The organism is Sphingopyxis sp. LK2115, from assembly GCF_014595975.1.
Lineage (GTDB): Bacteria > Pseudomonadota > Alphaproteobacteria > Sphingomonadales > Sphingomonadaceae > Sphingopyxis.
Map to the genome: position 1 here is coordinate 1 of NZ_JABWGQ010000053.1, position 15,756 is coordinate 15,756.

Sequence of the window (15,756 nt, forward strand, 5' to 3'; positions counted from 1 at the left end):
CCGGCGTCAGCCGGACAGATAAGGTGGGACGATTCTGTTGCCCGGCTCGTCCCCAGCCGCTGGTATCCGATTCTGTTGCCCGGTTCGGTCCGAACCGCGTTCTATTTGTCTAACCTTAGGCCGCGAGGCTTATCGGTTAGGCAGCAAGAGCGAGTGCTTCGTTATCGTTAGCACTTATTGGTTTTGAGCCTTGAACGGGTTACTCAGCCCGGAAGAAAGCATCGTCTTTGAACACACGTCGATCCTGGTTCGGCCCCGTCAGAAACCCGCGCACCCTTGCGAAAACGCGGGTTTGTGGTGGAGCCGCCGGGTACTGCCCCCGGGTCCGCTGTGTCTATTCCACGACACCATTTATCCTCATAGTCGGCCGAAACCGACGCCCCCCATATAGGAAACCGGCCCGCCTATGGGAAGGGGGTCTCCATGCTCCCATCCGCGGCTATCCGGGGGAAAGGATTATTTCCGTCGCAATTCGTCGCGGATTTCGGTGAGCAGATCGACCTCGCTCGGCCCCGCGGGCGCAGCCTCCGCCTCCTGTTTTCGGATCACCCGGTTCACCCAGCGAACGAGCAGGAAGATGATGAAGGCGAGGATCAGGAAATTGATCACTGCGGTGATAAAGGCGCCATAGCCGATCATCGCCACGCCCGCCTCTTTCAGCGCGGCATAGTCGGTTGCGGGCACCCCGTCGGGCACGCGGCCGAGCAGGATGAACTGGCTCGAAAAATCGACCCCGCCAAAGATCGCGCCGACCAGCGGCATGATGACATCTTCGGTCAGCGAGCCGGTGATCGTCGCAAAGGCGCCGCCGATGATGACCCCCACCGCCAGGTCGATGACATTGCCCTTGGCGATGAATTGCCTGAACTCTCCCAGCATGTTGGCGCTCCCCGAAAACCCGAACCTGGCCGCAAAGCGTGCCGCGGCGATTGCACAAAGGCAAGCGCCTTCCTATTATGTGTATTGTTGCGGCAAAACGCCGCCGGAGGGAGCCTGATGACCATGACCTATCGCAACGCCCGCTGGTTGATCCTGCCCGTCGCCGCGATGAGCCTGTCCGCGTGCGGCATCAACAGCGTGCCGACCAAGGAAGAGGCCGCCAAGGCCAAATGGGCCAATGTCGAGGCCGCTTATCAGCGGCGCGCCGACCTGATCCCCAACCTCGTCGAAACCGCCAGGGGCGCCGCGCAGATCGAACAATCGACGCTCGAAGGCGTGATCCAGGCGCGCGCGTCGGCGACGCAGGTCAAGCTCAGCACCGACGACCTGGACGATCCCGCCAAGGTGCAGGCGTTCCAGCAGGCGCAGGGTAACGTGTCGAGCGCGCTCAGCCGCCTGCTCGCCACCGTCGAATCCTATCCGACGCTCGCCAGCCAGCAGCGTTTCGCCGACCTGATGACCCAGCTTGAGGGCACCGAAAATCGCATCAACGTGTCGGTGCAGGATTATAACGCCGCGGTGCAGGACTATAATACGACGATCCGCACCTTCCCCGACATCATCGGCGCCAAGATCGTCCATGGCGCCCGGCCGATGACGCCGTATCGCGCGGTGACGCCCAACGCCAACCAGGCGCCAAAGGTCGATTTCGGACAATAAGGTGGGCACACCCGCCTTTCTCCGTTCGCTGGCGGAAGCGGCCCTTTCCGGGCTGCTGCTTTTTGCCGTGCCCGCAACCGCGCAGACCTTTCCCAAGCTTGCGGGCCAACCCGTCGTCGATCAGGCGGACATCATTCCCGCGGCTGAAGAAGCCGCGCTCAATGCGCAGCTGCTCGACCTCGAAAAACGCACGGGGCACCAGCTTGTCGTTGCGACGGTCAGCGATCTGGAAGGCCGCGATGTGGCCGATTACGGTTATCGCCTCGGCCGCGAATGGGGGATCGGCGATGCCGAGCGTGACGATGGCGTCGTCTTCCTGATCGCCCCGAACGAGCGGCGGATGCACATCGCGGTCGGGCTGGGGCTCGAACCCGTGCTGACCGATGCGATGTCGGGCCGGATCATCCGCGATACCATTACCCCGCATTTCAAGAAGGGCGACTATCCCGGCGGCATCCAGGCCGGGGTGAACGCCATCGCCGAACAGATCGAGCTGCCGCCCGAGGAAGCCGCTGCGCGGGCGCAAGCGGCAGCAGCGCAGGAGCGCGACCGCGCCGACGACGGCAATTTCGGCGGGCTGTTCTTCCTCGGCTTCATCATCCTCATCTTTTTCGTCATCCCCTGGCTGACGAGCCGCGGGCGCGGCAAGAAACGGCGGCGGCGCCGCGACAGCCCATGGGGCGCGGCGCCCATCATCATCTGGGGCGACGATGACGATTGGGGCGGCTGGGGCGGCGGCGGATCGTCGTGGGGCGGTGGCGGCGGCTGGGGCGGCTTTTCGGGCGGGGGCGGCAGCTTCGGCGGCGGCGGCGCGTCGGGCGGCTGGTAGGGAACGAAAAACATGCCACGCAAAGTCCATCATGTGAACGCCGAGGACCATCGCATCGTCACCGCTGCGGTCGCGGCCGCCGAGCGCGCCACCGACGGCGAGATCGTCACGATCATCGCCGCACGGTCGAGCGATTATGACGATGTCGCGCTCGTCTGGGCCAGCGTCGGCGCATTCCTCGCCATGTCGCTCGTCGCGCTGTTCCCCGATTTCTTTCGCGGCCTTTACGATGCCTTGCGCGGCGGCTGGGGGCATGAACCGACCGCGAACGAATGGCTGGGCACGATCATCGCCTTTGGCGTCGTCAAGTGGATCGGCATCTGGCTGATCCTGCTCTGGCGCCCGCTGCGGCTCGCGCTGACGCCGCGGTCGATCAAGGCCGCACGCGCCCGCGACCGCGCGATCGACCTGTTCAAGGTCGGAACCGAGGCAAAGACGGTCGGCCGCACCGGCGTCCTCCTCTATGTCAGCCTTGCCGAGCATCGCGCCGACATCGTCGCCGACGAAGCGATCGCATCGAAGGTGTCGCCCGCCATCTGGGGCGATGCGATGGCCGCGCTGATCGACCGCATCCGCGCGGGCCAGCCCGGCGAGGGCATGGCCGAAGCGGTGCGGCAGGTGGGTGCTGTGCTCGCGACCCATTTTCCGAAAAGCGCCGACAATCCCAACGAACTCTGCGACCGGTTGATCGAGATTTGATTTACCGCCTCGGTGCGGGCAAGGCCGTGCAATCCGGCACGGTTCACGCGCGTTCTGCGCTGCCGCGCGGCTGCGCCGCTCGCGATGACGAAACAGGATGGAAGATGACCCGCCCCGCCCCTGACACGCCGATCGAAACGCGCTGGGAAGGCCGCTTCGTCACGGTCAGGCAGCAGGGCGATTGGGAATATGTCTCGCGCTCGCGCGGCATCCACGCCGCGGTGATCCTGGCGATCGACGACGCGTCGGATGGACGGCACGTCATCCTTGTCGAGCAATATCGCGTGCCGCTGAAGCGCAACTGCCTCGAACTGCCCGCGGGGCTGGTCGGCGACGACAGGGCAGGCGAAGCGGCTGAAATCGCCGCCGCGCGCGAGCTGGAAGAGGAAACCGGCTATCGCGCCGCGACGTGGCGCAACGTCGGCGAGTTCTACAGCTCGCCGGGCATGGTCAGCGAAAGCTTCACGCTGCTGGTGGCGACCGGATTGACCCGGATCGGCGACGGTGGCGGCGTCGATGGCGAGGACATCATCGTCCATCGCGTCGCGATCCGTGACATCGCCGATTTCGTCGCGGCGAAACGCGCCGACGGCTGCGGCATCGACGTCCGCGTTGCGATGCTGCTGGCGGGCGGCTGGCTGGCCTGACGGCGCCTTCCGGTCGAAACGCGGGCGCGCCTATACAGCCGGCAGGCGCAGGCGCACCAGCAGCCCGCCCAGATCCTCGCTCGCTTCCAACGCAATGCCGCCGCCATAGATTTCGGCGACGTCGCGGACGATCGCCAGCCCCAGGCCGGTGCCCGGCTTGCCGCTGTCGAGCCGCACGCCGCGGTCGAAGATGCGCACACGGTCGGCCGGCGAGATTCCGGGACCGTCATCCTCGACGATGATTTCCGCCATCGCGCCGTCGCGCCCGATCGTCACGAAAACGCTTCCGCCTCCATATTTCGCTGCATTTTCAAGCAGATTGCCGACGAGTTCGTCCAGGTCCTGCCGTTCGACCTGCACGACCAGCGATCGGTCCCCTGCGGCGTCGAGCCGTGTGTCGGGATAAAGGGCGAAGACCGCGCGCGACACGCTCTGGACGCTGTCCCACACCACCGCGCGCGCCTGCGCCGCGCCGCGCCGCCCGACCGCGCGCGCGCGCGCAAGATGGTGGTCGACCTGCCGCTGCATCGTCGCCGCCTCGCGCCGCACAATGTTCGCAAGCTGCGAATCCGATCCGGTCGCGCTGTTGACGAGCACGGTGAGCGGCGTCTTCAACGCATGCGCAAGATTGCCGGCGTGCAGCCGCGCCTCCTCCGCTTGCTTTTCATTATGCGCGAGCAGCGCGTTCAGCTCGTCGACCATCGGCTGCACCTCAAGCGGCAGCGGCGCATCGACGCGGCGGTTATGCCCTCCGCGCATCGCGGCGATCGCGCGCCGGATGTGGCGCAGCGGCCAGAGACCGTAAAAGGTCTGGAGCGCGGCGAGGATGATGAGACCGAGCCCCAGCAGCGCGAGACTGGGGATCAGCGTCTTGCGCACCGCGCCGATCTGGGCGTCGAGCGTTTCGCGCGACTGGGCGATCTGATAACGCCAGCTGACCTCGCTGCCCGGCAGGATCACATTGCGTTCAAGGATGCGCAGTTCCTCTTCCGGAAACTGGTCGCTGTCATAGGTGTGAAGCTGGTCGTCGATATGCGGCGTCGGCGCTTTCAATGTGCGTTCCCACAGCGACCGCGAACGATAGGGTTCCTGCCCGCCGCCGCTGATCTGCCAATAAAGCCCGCTATAGGGTTCCAGAAACCGCTGGTCGCCCAGCGGCTCGATCAGCCGAACCTCGCCGTCCGGCCCGATCTCGGACGAGCGGATCATCGCGATCAGCACATATTCAAGGTTCGAGTCGAAATTGCGGGTGATCGCGCTGGTCAGCACGCGGTCGAGCGCGAAACCGCCGCCGATCAGCAGCACCGAAATCCACAGCGCCGCGATCGCGATCATCCGTCGCGCCAGCGAGCCGGTCATGCGGCTGGAGGGGGCCGGGCCGTTCGACTGGGAATCCGCGACGGCGACAGCCCCTTCCCGCACGTTTCGGGTATCCGCTTTGGCTGATTCGTCCTGGTCCATTCTCATCGAGCCGTCATGCTGGCGAAGGCCGGGATCTCGCCGCTGCAATACGAAGCGAGGACGAGATGCCGACCTTTGCCGGGATGACCGTCAAGGACGGCAAGCTGCTGCATTCCCAACGATCGGGCGCTAACCCTGCGGATCGTCGAGCTGGTAGCCGAGGCCGCGGATGGTGGTGATGATGTCGGCGCCCAATTTTTTTCGGATGCGCGTCACGAACACCTCGATCGTGTTCGAATCGCGGTCGAAATCCTGGTCGTAAATATGCTCGATCAGTTCGGTGCGCGACACGACCTTGCCCTTGTGGTGGAGCAGGTAGGAAAGAAGCTTATATTCCTGCGCGGTGAGCTTCACCGGCTCGCCCGCAAGCGTGACCCGGCCCGATCGCGTGTCAAGACGGACATCGCCCGCCGTCAGCTCGCTCGACGCATTGCCCGACGCGCGGCGGATCAGCGCGCGAAGGCGCGCGATCAGCTCTTCGGTCTGGAACGGTTTGGCCAGATAATCGTCGGCGCCGGCGTCAAGCCCCGCCACCTTGTCCGACCAGCTGTCGCGCGCGGTCAGCACGAGCACCGGGAAATTGCGCTTTTCGCGACGCCAGCGGTCAAGCACGGTCAACCCGTCGATTTCGGGAAGGCCAAGGTCGAGGATCGCGGCGTCATAGGTTTCGGTCGAACCCAGAAAATGCCCGTCCTCGCCGTCGGTCGCAAGGTCGACGGCATAACCCGCCCCTTCCAGCGTCGCTTTGAGCTGCGGCCCCAGCGTGGGTTCGTCTTCGACAATCAAGATCCGCATTCAAACGCCTTTCCTTGGCGCGCCGACCAGCATCGGCGGCATGTTTCGACTGTGTATCAAGTCCGCACGTTCATCGCAAAAAATGGTTGCGCGTCGGTGCGGTCAGGGTGCGATGTCAGGGATTGCGACCGACGATCCGGCCCGTGCGCGCGTCGACATAGACGACGACCACCTGGCTGCCGTCCATGAATTTGAGCTTGTAGATCATCCGCCCCGCGTCGAACTGCGGCCCGCCCAGATAGGTCATATCGCTGTAGGGCGGGCGCGAACGGACCTCGGCGACCAGCTTGCCCAGCGGCACCACCTGCCCCTCGGCCGCAGCCTGCCGGAGATGTTCATGGTCGCGATCGCCGCGCGCGACCGCGGGCGCGGCCGCCGAAAGCAGCAACGCAGAGCCGAGCGAAAGGGTCAGGATGCGGAACATGGCCGTGTCTCTAACGCGAAAGCATTGAATAGCCGATGAATGGCCGCGTCAGCCGCGGTTCGGGTTCGTGACCGGATGCCATGGCGGCGACGCCATGGTGGGCGCGACAGGGATTGAACCTGTGACCCCACCCGTGTGAAGGGTGTGCTCTACCGCTGAGCTACGCGCCCGTCCCGGTGCGGACCGTGATCCGCCGTCCGAAAGCCGGACGTCCATAGCCGCTCATGCGGCGAATGCAACGCCCATTTGCCTGATCATCGGGTCAACGGAATCGGCCCGGCCGAAACGCAAAACGGGCCGCAGCTTGCGCCGCGGCCCGAAATGTTCATGTCAAAAGGCGCGGGCCAACTTAGTTGACGGCGTCCTTGAGCGCCTTGCCGGCCTTGAACTTCGGCTGGTTCGACGCCGCGATGGTCATCGTTTCACCGGTGCGCGGGTTGCGGCCGGTCGACGCCTTGCGCTTGCTGACCGCGAAAGTGCCAAAGCCGACGAGACGGACTTCGCCGCCCTTCTTCAGCGCGCCCGTGATCGCGTCGAAGACGGCTTCGACGGCCTTGCTGGCATCACCCTTGGTCAGGCCGCTCGAATCGGCGACGGCGGCGATCAGGTCTTGTTTGTTCATGCCTAAGGAACCCCTGTATTATGGTTGGATGATTCTCATGGCCCGAAGCCATGGCGCGTCACTAACGATGTTTAACCCCGGCTTGTCAAAGCAAAAAAGGCAGAAAAACGCCCCAAAACGCCGTTTCTGCGACGAATTTGGGGCGAAGGGCGGCCTGCGGCCGCCAACTCAGTGGCGAATCGCGCTCTCCGGCTCGTTGCCGGGGCCGTGCGGGGGCGAGGCGGCAAGCTCGTCGGCCTCGGTCCATTCGATCGGTTCGACCGGCGAAACCAGCGCTTCGGCCAGCACCTGATCGACATGGCTGACCGGGATGATCTTGAGCTTTTCGGTGATGTTCGCCGGGATTTCGACCAGATCCTTCTCATTCTCTTCGGGGATGAGCACGGTCGAGATTCCGCCGCGCAGCGCCGCGAGCAGCTTTTCCTTGAGCCCCCCGATCGCGAGCACGCGGCCGCGCAGCGTCACCTCGCCGGTCATCGCGACATCCTTGCGCACCGCGATGCCGGTGAGCGTCGAGACCATCGCCGTGACCATGCCGACGCCCGCCGACGGGCCGTCCTTGGGCACCGCGCCTTCGGGCAAATGGATATGGATGTCCTTGCGCGCGAACAGGCTGGGCTTGATGCCATAAGCGGGTGCGCGCGCCTTCACGAAGGACAGCGCGGCCTGCACCGATTCGGTCATCACTTCGCCGAGCTTGCCGGTCGTCCTGACCTGTCCCTTGCCCGACGCGGTGACCGCCTCGATCGTCAGCAGCTCGCCGCCGACCTCGGTCCATGCAAGGCCGGTGACCGCGCCGACCTGGTCTTCGCGGTCGCTGACGCCATGGCGGAACTTCCGCACGCCCGAAAACTCGGAAAGATTTTCAGGCGTGATCGTGATGCTGGCCGCCTTGCCTTCGAGGATCTTGCGCAACGCCTTGCGCGCCAGCCGCGCGATTTCGCGCTCTAGCGTGCGCACGCCGGCCTCGCGGGTGTAATAACGGATGAGGTCGCGCAGCGCCTCTTCGGTCAGTTCGAACTCGCCATCCTTCAGACCGTGCGCCTCGACCTGCTTGGCGATGAGGTGGCGCTTCGCGATCTCGACCTTTTCATCCTCGGTATAGCCTTCCAGCCGGATGATCTCCATGCGGTCGAGCAATGGCTGCGGCAGGTTGAGCGAGTTCGCCGTCGTCACGAACATGATGTCGCTGAGGTCGACGTCGATCTCCAGATAATGATCCTGAAACTTCATATTCTGTTCGGGGTCGAGCACCTCGAGCAGCGCCGATGCGGGATCGCCGCGGAAATCCTGGCCCAGCTTGTCGATTTCGTCGAGCAGGAACAGCGGGTTCATCGTGCCGGCCTTTTTGAGGTTGGTCACGATCTTGCCCGGCAGCGAGCCGATATAGGTGCGGCGATGGCCGCGGATTTCGGCTTCGTCGCGCACGCCGCCCAGCGACTGGCGCACGAACTCGCGCCCCGTCGCTTTCGCGATGCTGCGGCCGAGCGAGGTCTTGCCGACGCCCGGCGGCCCGACGAGGCAGAGAATCGGGCCTTTCAGCTTGTTGGTGCGCGCCTGCACCGCAAGATACTCGACGATCCGGTCCTTGACCTTTTCGAGCGCATAATGATCGTCGTCGAGGATCGCCTGCGCCTTGGCGATGTCCTTCTTGAGCTTCGACTTCCGGCCCCACGGCAGGCCGATCAGCGCGTCGAGATAGTTGCGCACGACCGTGGCCTCGGCCGACATGGGCGCCATCGCGCGCAGCTTCTTCAACTCGGCGTTCGCCTTGGCCCTGGCCTCCTTCGACATTTTGAGGCCGTCGATCTTGAGCTGGAGCTCGGCGAGGTCGTCGCCGCCCTCGCCATTGTCGTTACCCAGTTCGCGCTGGATCGCCTTCAGCTGCTCGTTAAGATAATATTCGCGCTGGCTCTTTTCCATCTGGCGCTTCACGCGGCCGCGGATCTTCTTTTCGACCTGCAACACGCCAAGTTCGCCTTCCATGAAGGCGAACACCATTTCGAGCCGCTTCGACGGCGCATCCTCGACGAGCAAGGCCTGCTTGTCGGCGACCTTGATGTTGAGATTGCCCGCGACCGAGTCGGCAAGGCGCGAGGCGTCGTCGATCTGCGACAGCTGCACCGCGGTCTCCGCCGGCATTTTCTTGTTGAGCTTGGCGTAATTTTCAAACTGGTCGACGACCGAGCGCATCAGCGCCGCAGTATCGGCGCTGTCATCGACTGTATCGGCAATGGGCTTCACGCTCGCCATCACCGCCTTGCCCTCGTCGGCGAGCGACAAAAGCTTCGCGCGCTCCTTGCCCTCGACAAGCACGCGCACGGTGCCGTCGGGCAGCTTCAAAAGCTGGAGCACGGTGGCGATCACGCCGACATCGTAGAGATCGTCGCGTTGCGGATCGTCCTCGCCCGGATCGAGCTGCGCAACGAGAAAAATCTCCTTGCCCGTCTCCATCGCGGCTTCGAGCGCGGCGACCGAGCGATCGCGCCCGACGAACAGCGGCACGATCATGTGCGGGAAAACGACAATGTCACGCAGCGGAAGAAGGGGATAAGATTGCGTCATCACGGCTCCTGAACGCGCGCCGCGCCCGGGCGCGCCGTTCTGCTATAGGTTGGTCAACGCTAATATGGCGTAACTTGACCGGCGTTCAATGCACGAGTGCTGAACGAAAGGATCAACGTCGCCCCCGCGCAGGCGGGGGTCGCTGGAAGCTGGGTTGAGCCTTGCCGGGAAAAACGACGGCGGCCCGCTTGCGCGGGGGCGGCGGTTCAGGTCAAAACGGCAGCTTGAAACCCGGCGGCAGCGGCAGGCCGCTCGTCATCTTGCTCATCTCCTCGTTGCTCGCGGCATCGGCCTTTTCGCGCGCGTCGTTGAAAGCGGCGGCGAGCAGATCCTCGAGCATCTGCTTGTCAGCGGGGACGATCAGGCTGTCGTCGATGTGGATCGCCTTGATCCGCCCCTTGGCGGTTGCCTTGATCTTCACAAGGCCGCCGCCCGACACGCCTTCGACCTCGACGCTGTCGAGCTTCGCCTGCGCCTCCTGCATCTGCGCCTGCACGGTGGCTGCGGCTTCCTGCGCAGCCTTCATCATTTCTTCGATCGATTTCATGGCATGGACCTATGCTGATTATTGTCGCCTGCGACAAGCCGCGCGTCGGGAAAAGCCGCCAGCGCGGCCTTCACGACGGGCAGTTCCCGAATACGCGCATCATTGTCGGCAAGCTGCGCCGCCTTCGTCTGCCCCAGGCTGGGCCGCCCTTCGCCCACACCTTCGCGCACCTGCCAACGGCTTCCCGTCTGGCTGAACAACGCTTCGCCGAGCCTTCGTGCGAAATCGCCGTCGAGCGTCGGCGCAGGAGCATAGACGAGGCGGCCGGGTTCGAGTTCCAGAACCTGGAGGTCATCATAGACTTGCCGTGCAAGCTGATGGTTTCCGGTGCTTTCGAGCAGATAGTGGATCTGCGCGACGGTGAGTGCGCTCGCCGGAGCTTCATCTTTCGGCGTCGGATCGGCCGTCGCACGTTCCTGTCCCGACGCCGCCGGGGGGGCTGCAACGGGCAGCGACGGCACCCCGCCCGATTCGAGCAGCCGGGCAAGTTCGCCCGGATCGGGGAGCGATGCGGCATAGATGACGCGCAGCAGCAGCATTTCGAGATGTTCGAGCGGATTGTTCGCGCGAAGCACCTCCTCATGCCCCTTCAGCAGCAATTGCCAGAGCCGATTGAGCGGCGCGAAACCCAGCTTTTGCGCCCAGTCGGCGATGCGCTCGCGGTCGGCCGCGGCGAGCGCGGGATCGTCGTGGCGCGACACCTTGGCGAGCGTGACCGCGTGGGTGAGGTCCATCAGGCCGCGGACCATCGCAACGGGTTCGATCCCCAGCGCATATTGCGCACGGGCGAGGTCGATTGCGCCGCCACTGTTCCCTTCCAGTATCGCCGCCATCAACTGCGCGATCGACGAGCGATCGGACAGGCCGAGCATCGCGCGGACCTGATCGGCGCTGATCTTTCCGCCTCCGTCCAGATCGGCGTGGGCGATCGCCTGATCGAGAATCGACAGGCCATCGCGCACCGACCCTTCGGCGGCGCTGGCAATCAGCCAGATCGCCGGCGCCTCGGCCTCGACGCCTTCCTTCTGCAAGATCGCGCTGAAATGCGCGAACAACATATCGGGGGTGATGCGGCGCAGGTCGAAGCGCTGACAGCGCGAGAGCACCGTCACCGGCACCTTGTTGACCTCGGTGGTCGCAAAGAGGAACTTGACGTGCGGCGGCGGTTCTTCGAGCGTTTTGAGCAGCGCGTTGAAGGCGTTGCGCGAAAGCATATGCACTTCGTCGATGATGTAGATTTTGTAGCGCGCCGACACCGCGGCGTAGCGAACCGCCTCGATGATCTCGCGCACATCGTCGACGCCGGTGTTCGACGCGGCATCCATCTCGATCACGTCGATATGGCGCCCTTCGGTGATCGCGCGGCACGGCTCGCACAGGCCGCACGGGTCGATCGTCGGCCCGCCCTGGCCGTCGGGGCCGATGCAATTCAAGGCTTTGGCGATCAGCCGCGCGGTCGACGTCTTGCCCACGCCGCGCACCCCAGTCATCAGAAAGGCGTGGGCGAGGCGGTCGCGCGCGATGGCATTGCCCAGCGTCTTGACCATCGCATCCTGCCCGATCAGCTCGGCAAAGGTTTGCGGACGATATTTGCGCGCGAGAACGCGGTAGGGACCGCTCGCGGCGGCCGCGGGCGGCGCCGTCTCCGGCAGGTCCATGCCCAGCATCGGGGTTTCGTCGTCGGCGGAATCGCTCATGTCCCCGTCTTAGGGGGACGCCGCGGTCTTGTCGAAGGGGGAAATGGGTGGGAGCCGGAACGACCCGCAGCGAATTCGTTGCGGCTGCTTCCTTCCGGACCTGACCGGGTTGGCGAAGACTGCGTCCGCCCGACTCCCGTAGCGCATATGGCGACGGCGGCACGGAAATGCAAGATGCCCGAGCCCGACCAGCCTCCTGCGCGGGCTTACGCGGATTTCACGGCCGGGGATAAGGCGTGCGATAGTCGAGGGGTTCGACCAATTCTGGAATCAGCACGGTCCCACTATTGCAAGCGATGGGCTGATTTCGCGGCTTGTCGATATAAATTTTTCCCGTGATGCGATAGCGCGGCGCACCGGATGCAAAGATATCGGGGCCAGCCAGTCCATCCCTGAGTTGAATACACTCGCGCGCACGCGCTTGGCGATCACCATAGCCATGCATTCGCATCCCCAAATTGCCCCAGAGTTCAGCTTGCCCGAAGGAATTGACACCATGACCGATTACGGAAACATTTTGTCCGCCCAATGCGGCGGCGTTGGTGTTGACGGAGGAAACCGACCTGTCGTTCGACCGTTGTTCATGCATCGCGCAAGACGCCAGCATTGCGACAATGACAGCGACATAGATTGATCGATAATCAGCCATCGCCTTCAACCACCTATATGTTGTTGATGGATTTGAGATGGTTCGACCGGAACTCCACCACCCCCAACATCCCACCCTGCATCAAGTCCGGCTTGAGCGACCACCTGATCCTTGAAAGCGTCCGCAAAATATTCCAAATTCTGCGAATAATCTGTAGGCGGCGTATAGAATTCGCCTGCTGGCGCACTAGGATTCTCGCTTCTCCAAAAATCGAAACTTGCTCGAAAAAACGCAGTTCCTATTGTGGAAATATGGCCCATTTCGTGAAGGATAAGGACTGTCAAACCATATTCTATCGGCCACACATCATTGGTATAGCCGTCGAGCAGGGCGTCCATGTTGATTATATCGGAGTTAGGCTGACCAAGCACGCCGCGCGATGCCGCGCCTACTCCATTATTCTGGAAATCATTCCTGTCGATTATGGTGAAGTCCGTGTTCGCAAGATCGGCCAGGATATCGCCGATCGCGTAAGATCGACCAAGAACGTCAATAGCGGCATTGGGATCGGCTCCAGCCAGTTCCTGCATCACATGGGCGATGCCCTGAACCAGCTTGGCCGCCGCTTCTTCCGCGCGCGCCTGATTCGCCGCATTCTCGACTTTTACGCGCACGACGATCGGCGCCGAGATTGACGGTGCGGGACCGTTCTCATCGACCTCCCGCGGTGTATAGAAGCGCGACCCCTGATATTCAGCGAAGGTCATCGAATGGATGGCGATCAATTCGCCCGATTCGTTACGCTCTCCGATGACGACAATCTCATCGCTTTCATCGGCCATGACCTAAACTCCCCGGAATCCGATCACGGAACGTCCGGGGAGGATGAAAGTTGCGTTTTCGACTTGATAGACAGCGGGTTAGGACTGAAACGCCCCGACCCCTTCCTGCTAGCGCTGCATATTGCGGCTTTCGGCCGGGATATGCACGGTCAGCCCGTCGAGGTCGTCGGTCAGCATGATCTGACACGACAGGCGGCTCGTCCGCCGCGCCCCCGCCGCAAGGTCGAGCATATCTTCTTCCTCCTCGCTCGCAGGCGGAAGGCGGCCGAAATCCTCTTTCGCCACGATGACATGGCAGGTCGAGCAGGCCATCTGACCTTCGCATGTGCCTTCGAGCGGCATCAGATGCGTCTGCGCGACGTCGAGCAATATGTCACCCGGCTGCGCCTCGGCCTCGGTGCGGCCCTTGCCGTCGGCGTGGACGAAGACGATGCGCATCAATCGACCCCCTGCAACCGCGCCGCGGCCCTGATCGCGTTCAAACCGTCGCGCAATTCCGCTTCGGTGGTATAGCGTCCCCATCCGAGGCGGATCGAGGCGCGGGCATCAACCTCGCTGACCCCCATCGCGCGCAGCACATGGCTGACCTTGCCCGACCCGCTGCCGCACGCGCTGCCCAGCGAAAAGGCGATATCGCGCGCATCGGACATCAGCCGCAGACCGTTCACGCCTTCGCGCCGGATATTGAGATTGCCGTGATAGCGGCGCTCCGCATCGCCGTTGAGCGACCATTCGGGGAGCATCTCCATCGCGAGCGACCAGAGCCGCTCGACATGTTCGGCATCCTTGTCCATCCGCCGGGCCGCGAGCGCCGCCGCCGCGCCAAAGCCTGCACAAAGCGCGGGCGAAACGGTGCCCGAGCGCATCCCCTGTTCCTGCGCGCCGCCGACCATCAGCGGTTCAAGGTTCACCCCGTCGCGCACCCACAGCGCTCCGACGCCCTTGGGGCCGTGGATCTTGTGCGCCGACACGGCAATCAGATCGGCGCCTTCGGGAATCGCGATGCGACCAAAGCCCTGGACCGCGTCGCACAGCAGCAAACTGCCCTTCGCATGGGCGGCGGCGGCAAAGTCGGCGACCGGCTGGATCGTCCCGACCTCATTGTTCACGAGCATTGCCGCGACGATTCCGCCCTCCGGGATCAGCGCGTCATCGGGCGGCAAGGCAAGCCCCTTGCCGTCGACCGGAAGGATCGTCGCGTTCAACCGCTCCAGACATTGCAGCGACGCGGCATGTTCGATGCTCAGCCCCGCGACGCCCCCGCTTTGCGCCTGCGCGCCCCGAAACAGCGCCCAGTTGAGCGCCTCGGTCGCGCCCGACGTGAAATAGACGCGCCCGCCCCTGGGCAGCAGCGCGGCGACCTGGTCGCGGGCGACCTCGACCGCCGCAGCGGCGGCGCGGCCTGCCTTGTGCGTACTCGACGGATTCGCAAAACCCTCGCCTTCTCCCGGCCCCGCCAGCCAGCGCAGCATCGCCTCGCGCGCTTCGGGCGCAAGCGGGGTGGTGGCTTGATAATCGAGGTAGATCATAGCGGGCTTTGGCCGTCCTCAAAATCCGCTTGTGTCAAGCGAAGCCGAGACACCCAGCGGAACAGCGGTGGGCATCTCGACTGCGCTCGATGCGAACGGAAAACAAAAAATATCACGCCTTGTTGCGAGCGATTCGCAAAAGTTGCAAGTCGAGACCCAGTTTCTATATAGGCGCCAATCCCGCTCCGCCACCCCGCCGGTCCGGCGAATCGGGGGCCAGCCCAAGAAATCGAGGTGTCCATTGCCCGACGTCATTTTCCCCGGCCCCGAGGGCCGCATCGAAGGCCGTTTTTCTCCGCCGCCGCGTCCGCGCGCGCCGGTCGCGCTGATCCTCCACCCGCACCCGCAGGGCGGTGGCACGATGAACGACCGCATCACACAGGCGATGTACAAAAGCTTTGTCGCGCGCGGCTTCGCGGTGCTGCGTTTCAACTTCCGCGGTGTCGGCCGCAGCCAGGGCACTTTCGACAACGGCATCGGCGAACTTTCCGACGCCGCCTCGGCGCTCGACTGGGTGCAGTCGATCCATCCCGAAGCGCAGACCACCTGGGTCGCGGGGTTCAGCTTCGGCGCGTGGATCGGGATGCAACTGCTTATGCGCCGGCCCGAAATCCGCGGATTCCTGTCGGTGGCGCCGCCGGCGAACATGTATGACTTCAGCTTCCTCGCCCCCTGCCCCTCGTCGGGCATCATCGTCGCGGGCGGGCAGGACGAGATCGTGCCGCCGAGCGCGGTGCAGAAACTGGTCGACAAACTGCGCACCCAAAAGGGCATCACCATCCATCACGACGAAATCCCGCGCGCGAACCATTTCTTTGAGCATGAGCTCGACCAGCTGATGAAGTCGCTCGACAATTATCTGGATATGCGGCTCGCGCCCGATTCGCCGATCCGCTGATATTACCGGCTTC

Annotated in this window: 17 protein-coding genes, 1 tRNA gene and 2 other RNA genes; 5 read left to right on the plus strand and 15 right to left on the minus strand. The window is 64.1% G+C overall.

Going from position 1 to position 15,756, the window contains the following annotated elements; genetic code table 11:
• Positions 1-61: 61 nt before the first annotated feature.
• Both ssrA and mscL read right to left on the minus strand, forming a co-directional pair.
• Positions 62-417: a transfer-messenger RNA gene (gene ssrA, locus HUW43_RS12255) on the minus strand.
• A gap of 39 nt (positions 418-456) precedes the next feature.
• On the minus strand, positions 457-879 hold the full coding sequence (mscL, locus tag HUW43_RS12260; RefSeq protein ID WP_188237688.1) for a large conductance mechanosensitive channel protein MscL: 423 nt from the start codon (positions 877-879) through the stop codon (positions 457-459).
• Positions 880-996: 117 nt separating this feature from the next.
• Here mscL and HUW43_RS12265 point away from each other — a divergent pair, with 117 nt between their 5' ends.
• From HUW43_RS12265 to HUW43_RS12280, 4 genes are all read left to right on the plus strand, one after another.
• The gene (locus HUW43_RS12265) at positions 997-1,599 is read left to right on the plus strand and encodes a LemA family protein (RefSeq protein ID WP_188237689.1); all 603 of its coding nucleotides are present in this window, start codon (positions 997-999) and stop codon (positions 1,597-1,599) included.
• Between the two features lies 1 nt (position 1,600).
• Positions 1,601-2,428, plus strand: coding sequence for a TPM domain-containing protein (locus HUW43_RS12270; protein ID WP_317450865.1), 828 nt, complete (start codon positions 1,601-1,603; stop codon positions 2,426-2,428).
• A 12-nt stretch (positions 2,429-2,440) separates the two neighbouring features.
• Complete coding sequence (locus HUW43_RS12275; protein ID WP_188237690.1) at positions 2,441-3,127, plus strand: TPM domain-containing protein; 687 nt, start codon at positions 2,441-2,443, stop codon at positions 3,125-3,127.
• 104 nt (positions 3,128-3,231) lie between these two features.
• Positions 3,232-3,774, plus strand: coding sequence for an NUDIX domain-containing protein (locus HUW43_RS12280; RefSeq protein ID WP_188237691.1), 543 nt, complete (start codon positions 3,232-3,234; stop codon positions 3,772-3,774).
• Positions 3,775-3,804: 30 nt separating this feature from the next.
• Here HUW43_RS12280 and HUW43_RS12285 read toward each other — a convergent pair whose 3' ends face one another.
• The 13 genes from HUW43_RS12285 to HUW43_RS12345 form a co-directional block, all read right to left on the minus strand.
• Positions 3,805-5,109 (minus strand): sensor histidine kinase, encoded by a 1,305-nt coding sequence (locus tag HUW43_RS12285; RefSeq protein WP_188237749.1) that lies wholly within the window; start codon positions 5,107-5,109, stop codon positions 3,805-3,807.
• A gap of 255 nt (positions 5,110-5,364) precedes the next feature.
• Positions 5,365-6,030: a response regulator transcription factor gene (locus HUW43_RS12290; RefSeq protein WP_011541111.1), complete on the minus strand. Its 666-nt coding sequence runs from the start codon at positions 6,028-6,030 to the stop codon at positions 5,365-5,367.
• Positions 6,031-6,145: 115 nt separating this feature from the next.
• Positions 6,146-6,454 (minus strand): PepSY domain-containing protein, encoded by a 309-nt coding sequence (locus HUW43_RS12295; protein ID WP_188237692.1) that lies wholly within the window; start codon positions 6,452-6,454, stop codon positions 6,146-6,148.
• 95 nt (positions 6,455-6,549) lie between these two features.
• Positions 6,550-6,624 (minus strand) — tRNA-Val (locus HUW43_RS12300).
• 179 nt (positions 6,625-6,803) lie between these two features.
• Positions 6,804-7,076, minus strand: coding sequence for an HU family DNA-binding protein (locus tag HUW43_RS12305; protein WP_011541109.1), 273 nt, complete (start codon positions 7,074-7,076; stop codon positions 6,804-6,806).
• Positions 7,077-7,244: 168 nt separating this feature from the next.
• The gene (lon, locus tag HUW43_RS12310; protein WP_188237693.1) at positions 7,245-9,641 is read right to left on the minus strand and encodes an endopeptidase La; all 2,397 of its coding nucleotides are present in this window, start codon (positions 9,639-9,641) and stop codon (positions 7,245-7,247) included.
• 211 nt (positions 9,642-9,852) lie between these two features.
• A complete protein-coding gene (locus HUW43_RS12315) occupies positions 9,853-10,188 on the minus strand; it encodes a YbaB/EbfC family nucleoid-associated protein (protein ID WP_188237694.1) in 336 nt (111 codons plus the stop codon).
• Positions 10,185-11,885 carry a DNA polymerase III subunit gamma/tau gene (locus HUW43_RS12320; RefSeq protein WP_411157946.1) on the minus strand — a complete coding sequence of 567 codons (1,701 nt, stop codon included), beginning with the start codon at positions 11,883-11,885 and terminating at the stop codon, positions 10,185-10,187. Before HUW43_RS12320 ends, HUW43_RS12315 begins: the two co-directional genes overlap by 4 nt.
• A gap of 43 nt (positions 11,886-11,928) precedes the next feature.
• Positions 11,929-12,026: signal recognition particle sRNA small type (ffs, locus tag HUW43_RS12325), an RNA gene on the minus strand.
• Between the two features lie 76 nt (positions 12,027-12,102).
• Positions 12,103-12,534 (minus strand): hypothetical protein, encoded by a 432-nt coding sequence (locus HUW43_RS12330; protein ID WP_188237695.1) that lies wholly within the window; start codon positions 12,532-12,534, stop codon positions 12,103-12,105.
• Positions 12,535-12,539: 5 nt separating this feature from the next.
• Complete coding sequence (locus tag HUW43_RS12335) at positions 12,540-13,316, minus strand: hypothetical protein (RefSeq protein ID WP_188237696.1); 777 nt, start codon at positions 13,314-13,316, stop codon at positions 12,540-12,542.
• Positions 13,317-13,424: 108 nt separating this feature from the next.
• Complete coding sequence (locus tag HUW43_RS12340; RefSeq protein WP_188237697.1) at positions 13,425-13,754, minus strand: 2Fe-2S iron-sulfur cluster-binding protein; 330 nt, start codon at positions 13,752-13,754, stop codon at positions 13,425-13,427.
• Positions 13,754-14,845: a cysteine desulfurase family protein gene (locus HUW43_RS12345; protein WP_188237698.1), complete on the minus strand. Its 1,092-nt coding sequence runs from the start codon at positions 14,843-14,845 to the stop codon at positions 13,754-13,756. Before HUW43_RS12345 ends, HUW43_RS12340 begins: the two co-directional genes overlap by 1 nt.
• Positions 14,846-15,086: 241 nt before the next feature.
• Here HUW43_RS12345 and HUW43_RS12350 point away from each other — a divergent pair, with 241 nt between their 5' ends.
• Entirely contained in the window at positions 15,087-15,743 is a 657-nt protein-coding gene (locus tag HUW43_RS12350; RefSeq protein ID WP_011541103.1) for an alpha/beta hydrolase, read from the plus strand.
• The last annotated feature ends 13 nt before the right edge of the window (positions 15,744-15,756 follow it).

Excerpts from the sequence above, each read along its gene's own strand:
- mscL (WP_188237688.1), bottom strand. The coding sequence starts at position 879 with ATGCTGGGAGAGTTCAGGCAATTCATCGCCAAGGGCAATGTCATCGAC.
- HUW43_RS12265 (WP_188237689.1), top strand. The coding sequence starts at position 997 with ATGACCATGACCTATCGCAACGCCCGCTGGTTGATCCTGCCCGTCGCC.
- HUW43_RS12275 (WP_188237690.1), top strand. The coding sequence starts at position 2,441 with ATGCCACGCAAAGTCCATCATGTGAACGCCGAGGACCATCGCATCGTC.
- HUW43_RS12280 (WP_188237691.1), top strand. The coding sequence starts at position 3,232 with ATGACCCGCCCCGCCCCTGACACGCCGATCGAAACGCGCTGGGAAGGC.
- HUW43_RS12285 (WP_188237749.1), bottom strand. The coding sequence starts at position 5,109 with ATGATCGCGATCGCGGCGCTGTGGATTTCGGTGCTGCTGATCGGCGGC.
- HUW43_RS12290 (WP_011541111.1), bottom strand. The coding sequence starts at position 6,030 with ATGCGGATCTTGATTGTCGAAGACGAACCCACGCTGGGGCCGCAGCTC.
- HUW43_RS12295 (WP_188237692.1), bottom strand. The coding sequence starts at position 6,454 with ATGTTCCGCATCCTGACCCTTTCGCTCGGCTCTGCGTTGCTGCTTTCG.
- HUW43_RS12305 (WP_011541109.1), bottom strand. The coding sequence starts at position 7,076 with ATGAACAAACAAGACCTGATCGCCGCCGTCGCCGATTCGAGCGGCCTG.
- lon (WP_188237693.1), bottom strand. The coding sequence starts at position 9,641 with ATGACGCAATCTTATCCCCTTCTTCCGCTGCGTGACATTGTCGTTTTC.
- HUW43_RS12315 (WP_188237694.1), bottom strand. The coding sequence starts at position 10,188 with ATGAAATCGATCGAAGAAATGATGAAGGCTGCGCAGGAAGCCGCAGCC.
- HUW43_RS12320 (WP_411157946.1), bottom strand. The coding sequence starts at position 11,885 with ATGAGCGATTCCGCCGACGACGAAACCCCGATGCTGGGCATGGACCTG.
- HUW43_RS12330 (WP_188237695.1), bottom strand. The coding sequence starts at position 12,534 with ATGGCTGATTATCGATCAATCTATGTCGCTGTCATTGTCGCAATGCTG.
- HUW43_RS12335 (WP_188237696.1), bottom strand. The coding sequence starts at position 13,316 with ATGGCCGATGAAAGCGATGAGATTGTCGTCATCGGAGAGCGTAACGAA.
- HUW43_RS12340 (WP_188237697.1), bottom strand. The coding sequence starts at position 13,754 with ATGCGCATCGTCTTCGTCCACGCCGACGGCAAGGGCCGCACCGAGGCC.
- HUW43_RS12345 (WP_188237698.1), bottom strand. The coding sequence starts at position 14,845 with ATGATCTACCTCGATTATCAAGCCACCACCCCGCTTGCGCCCGAAGCG.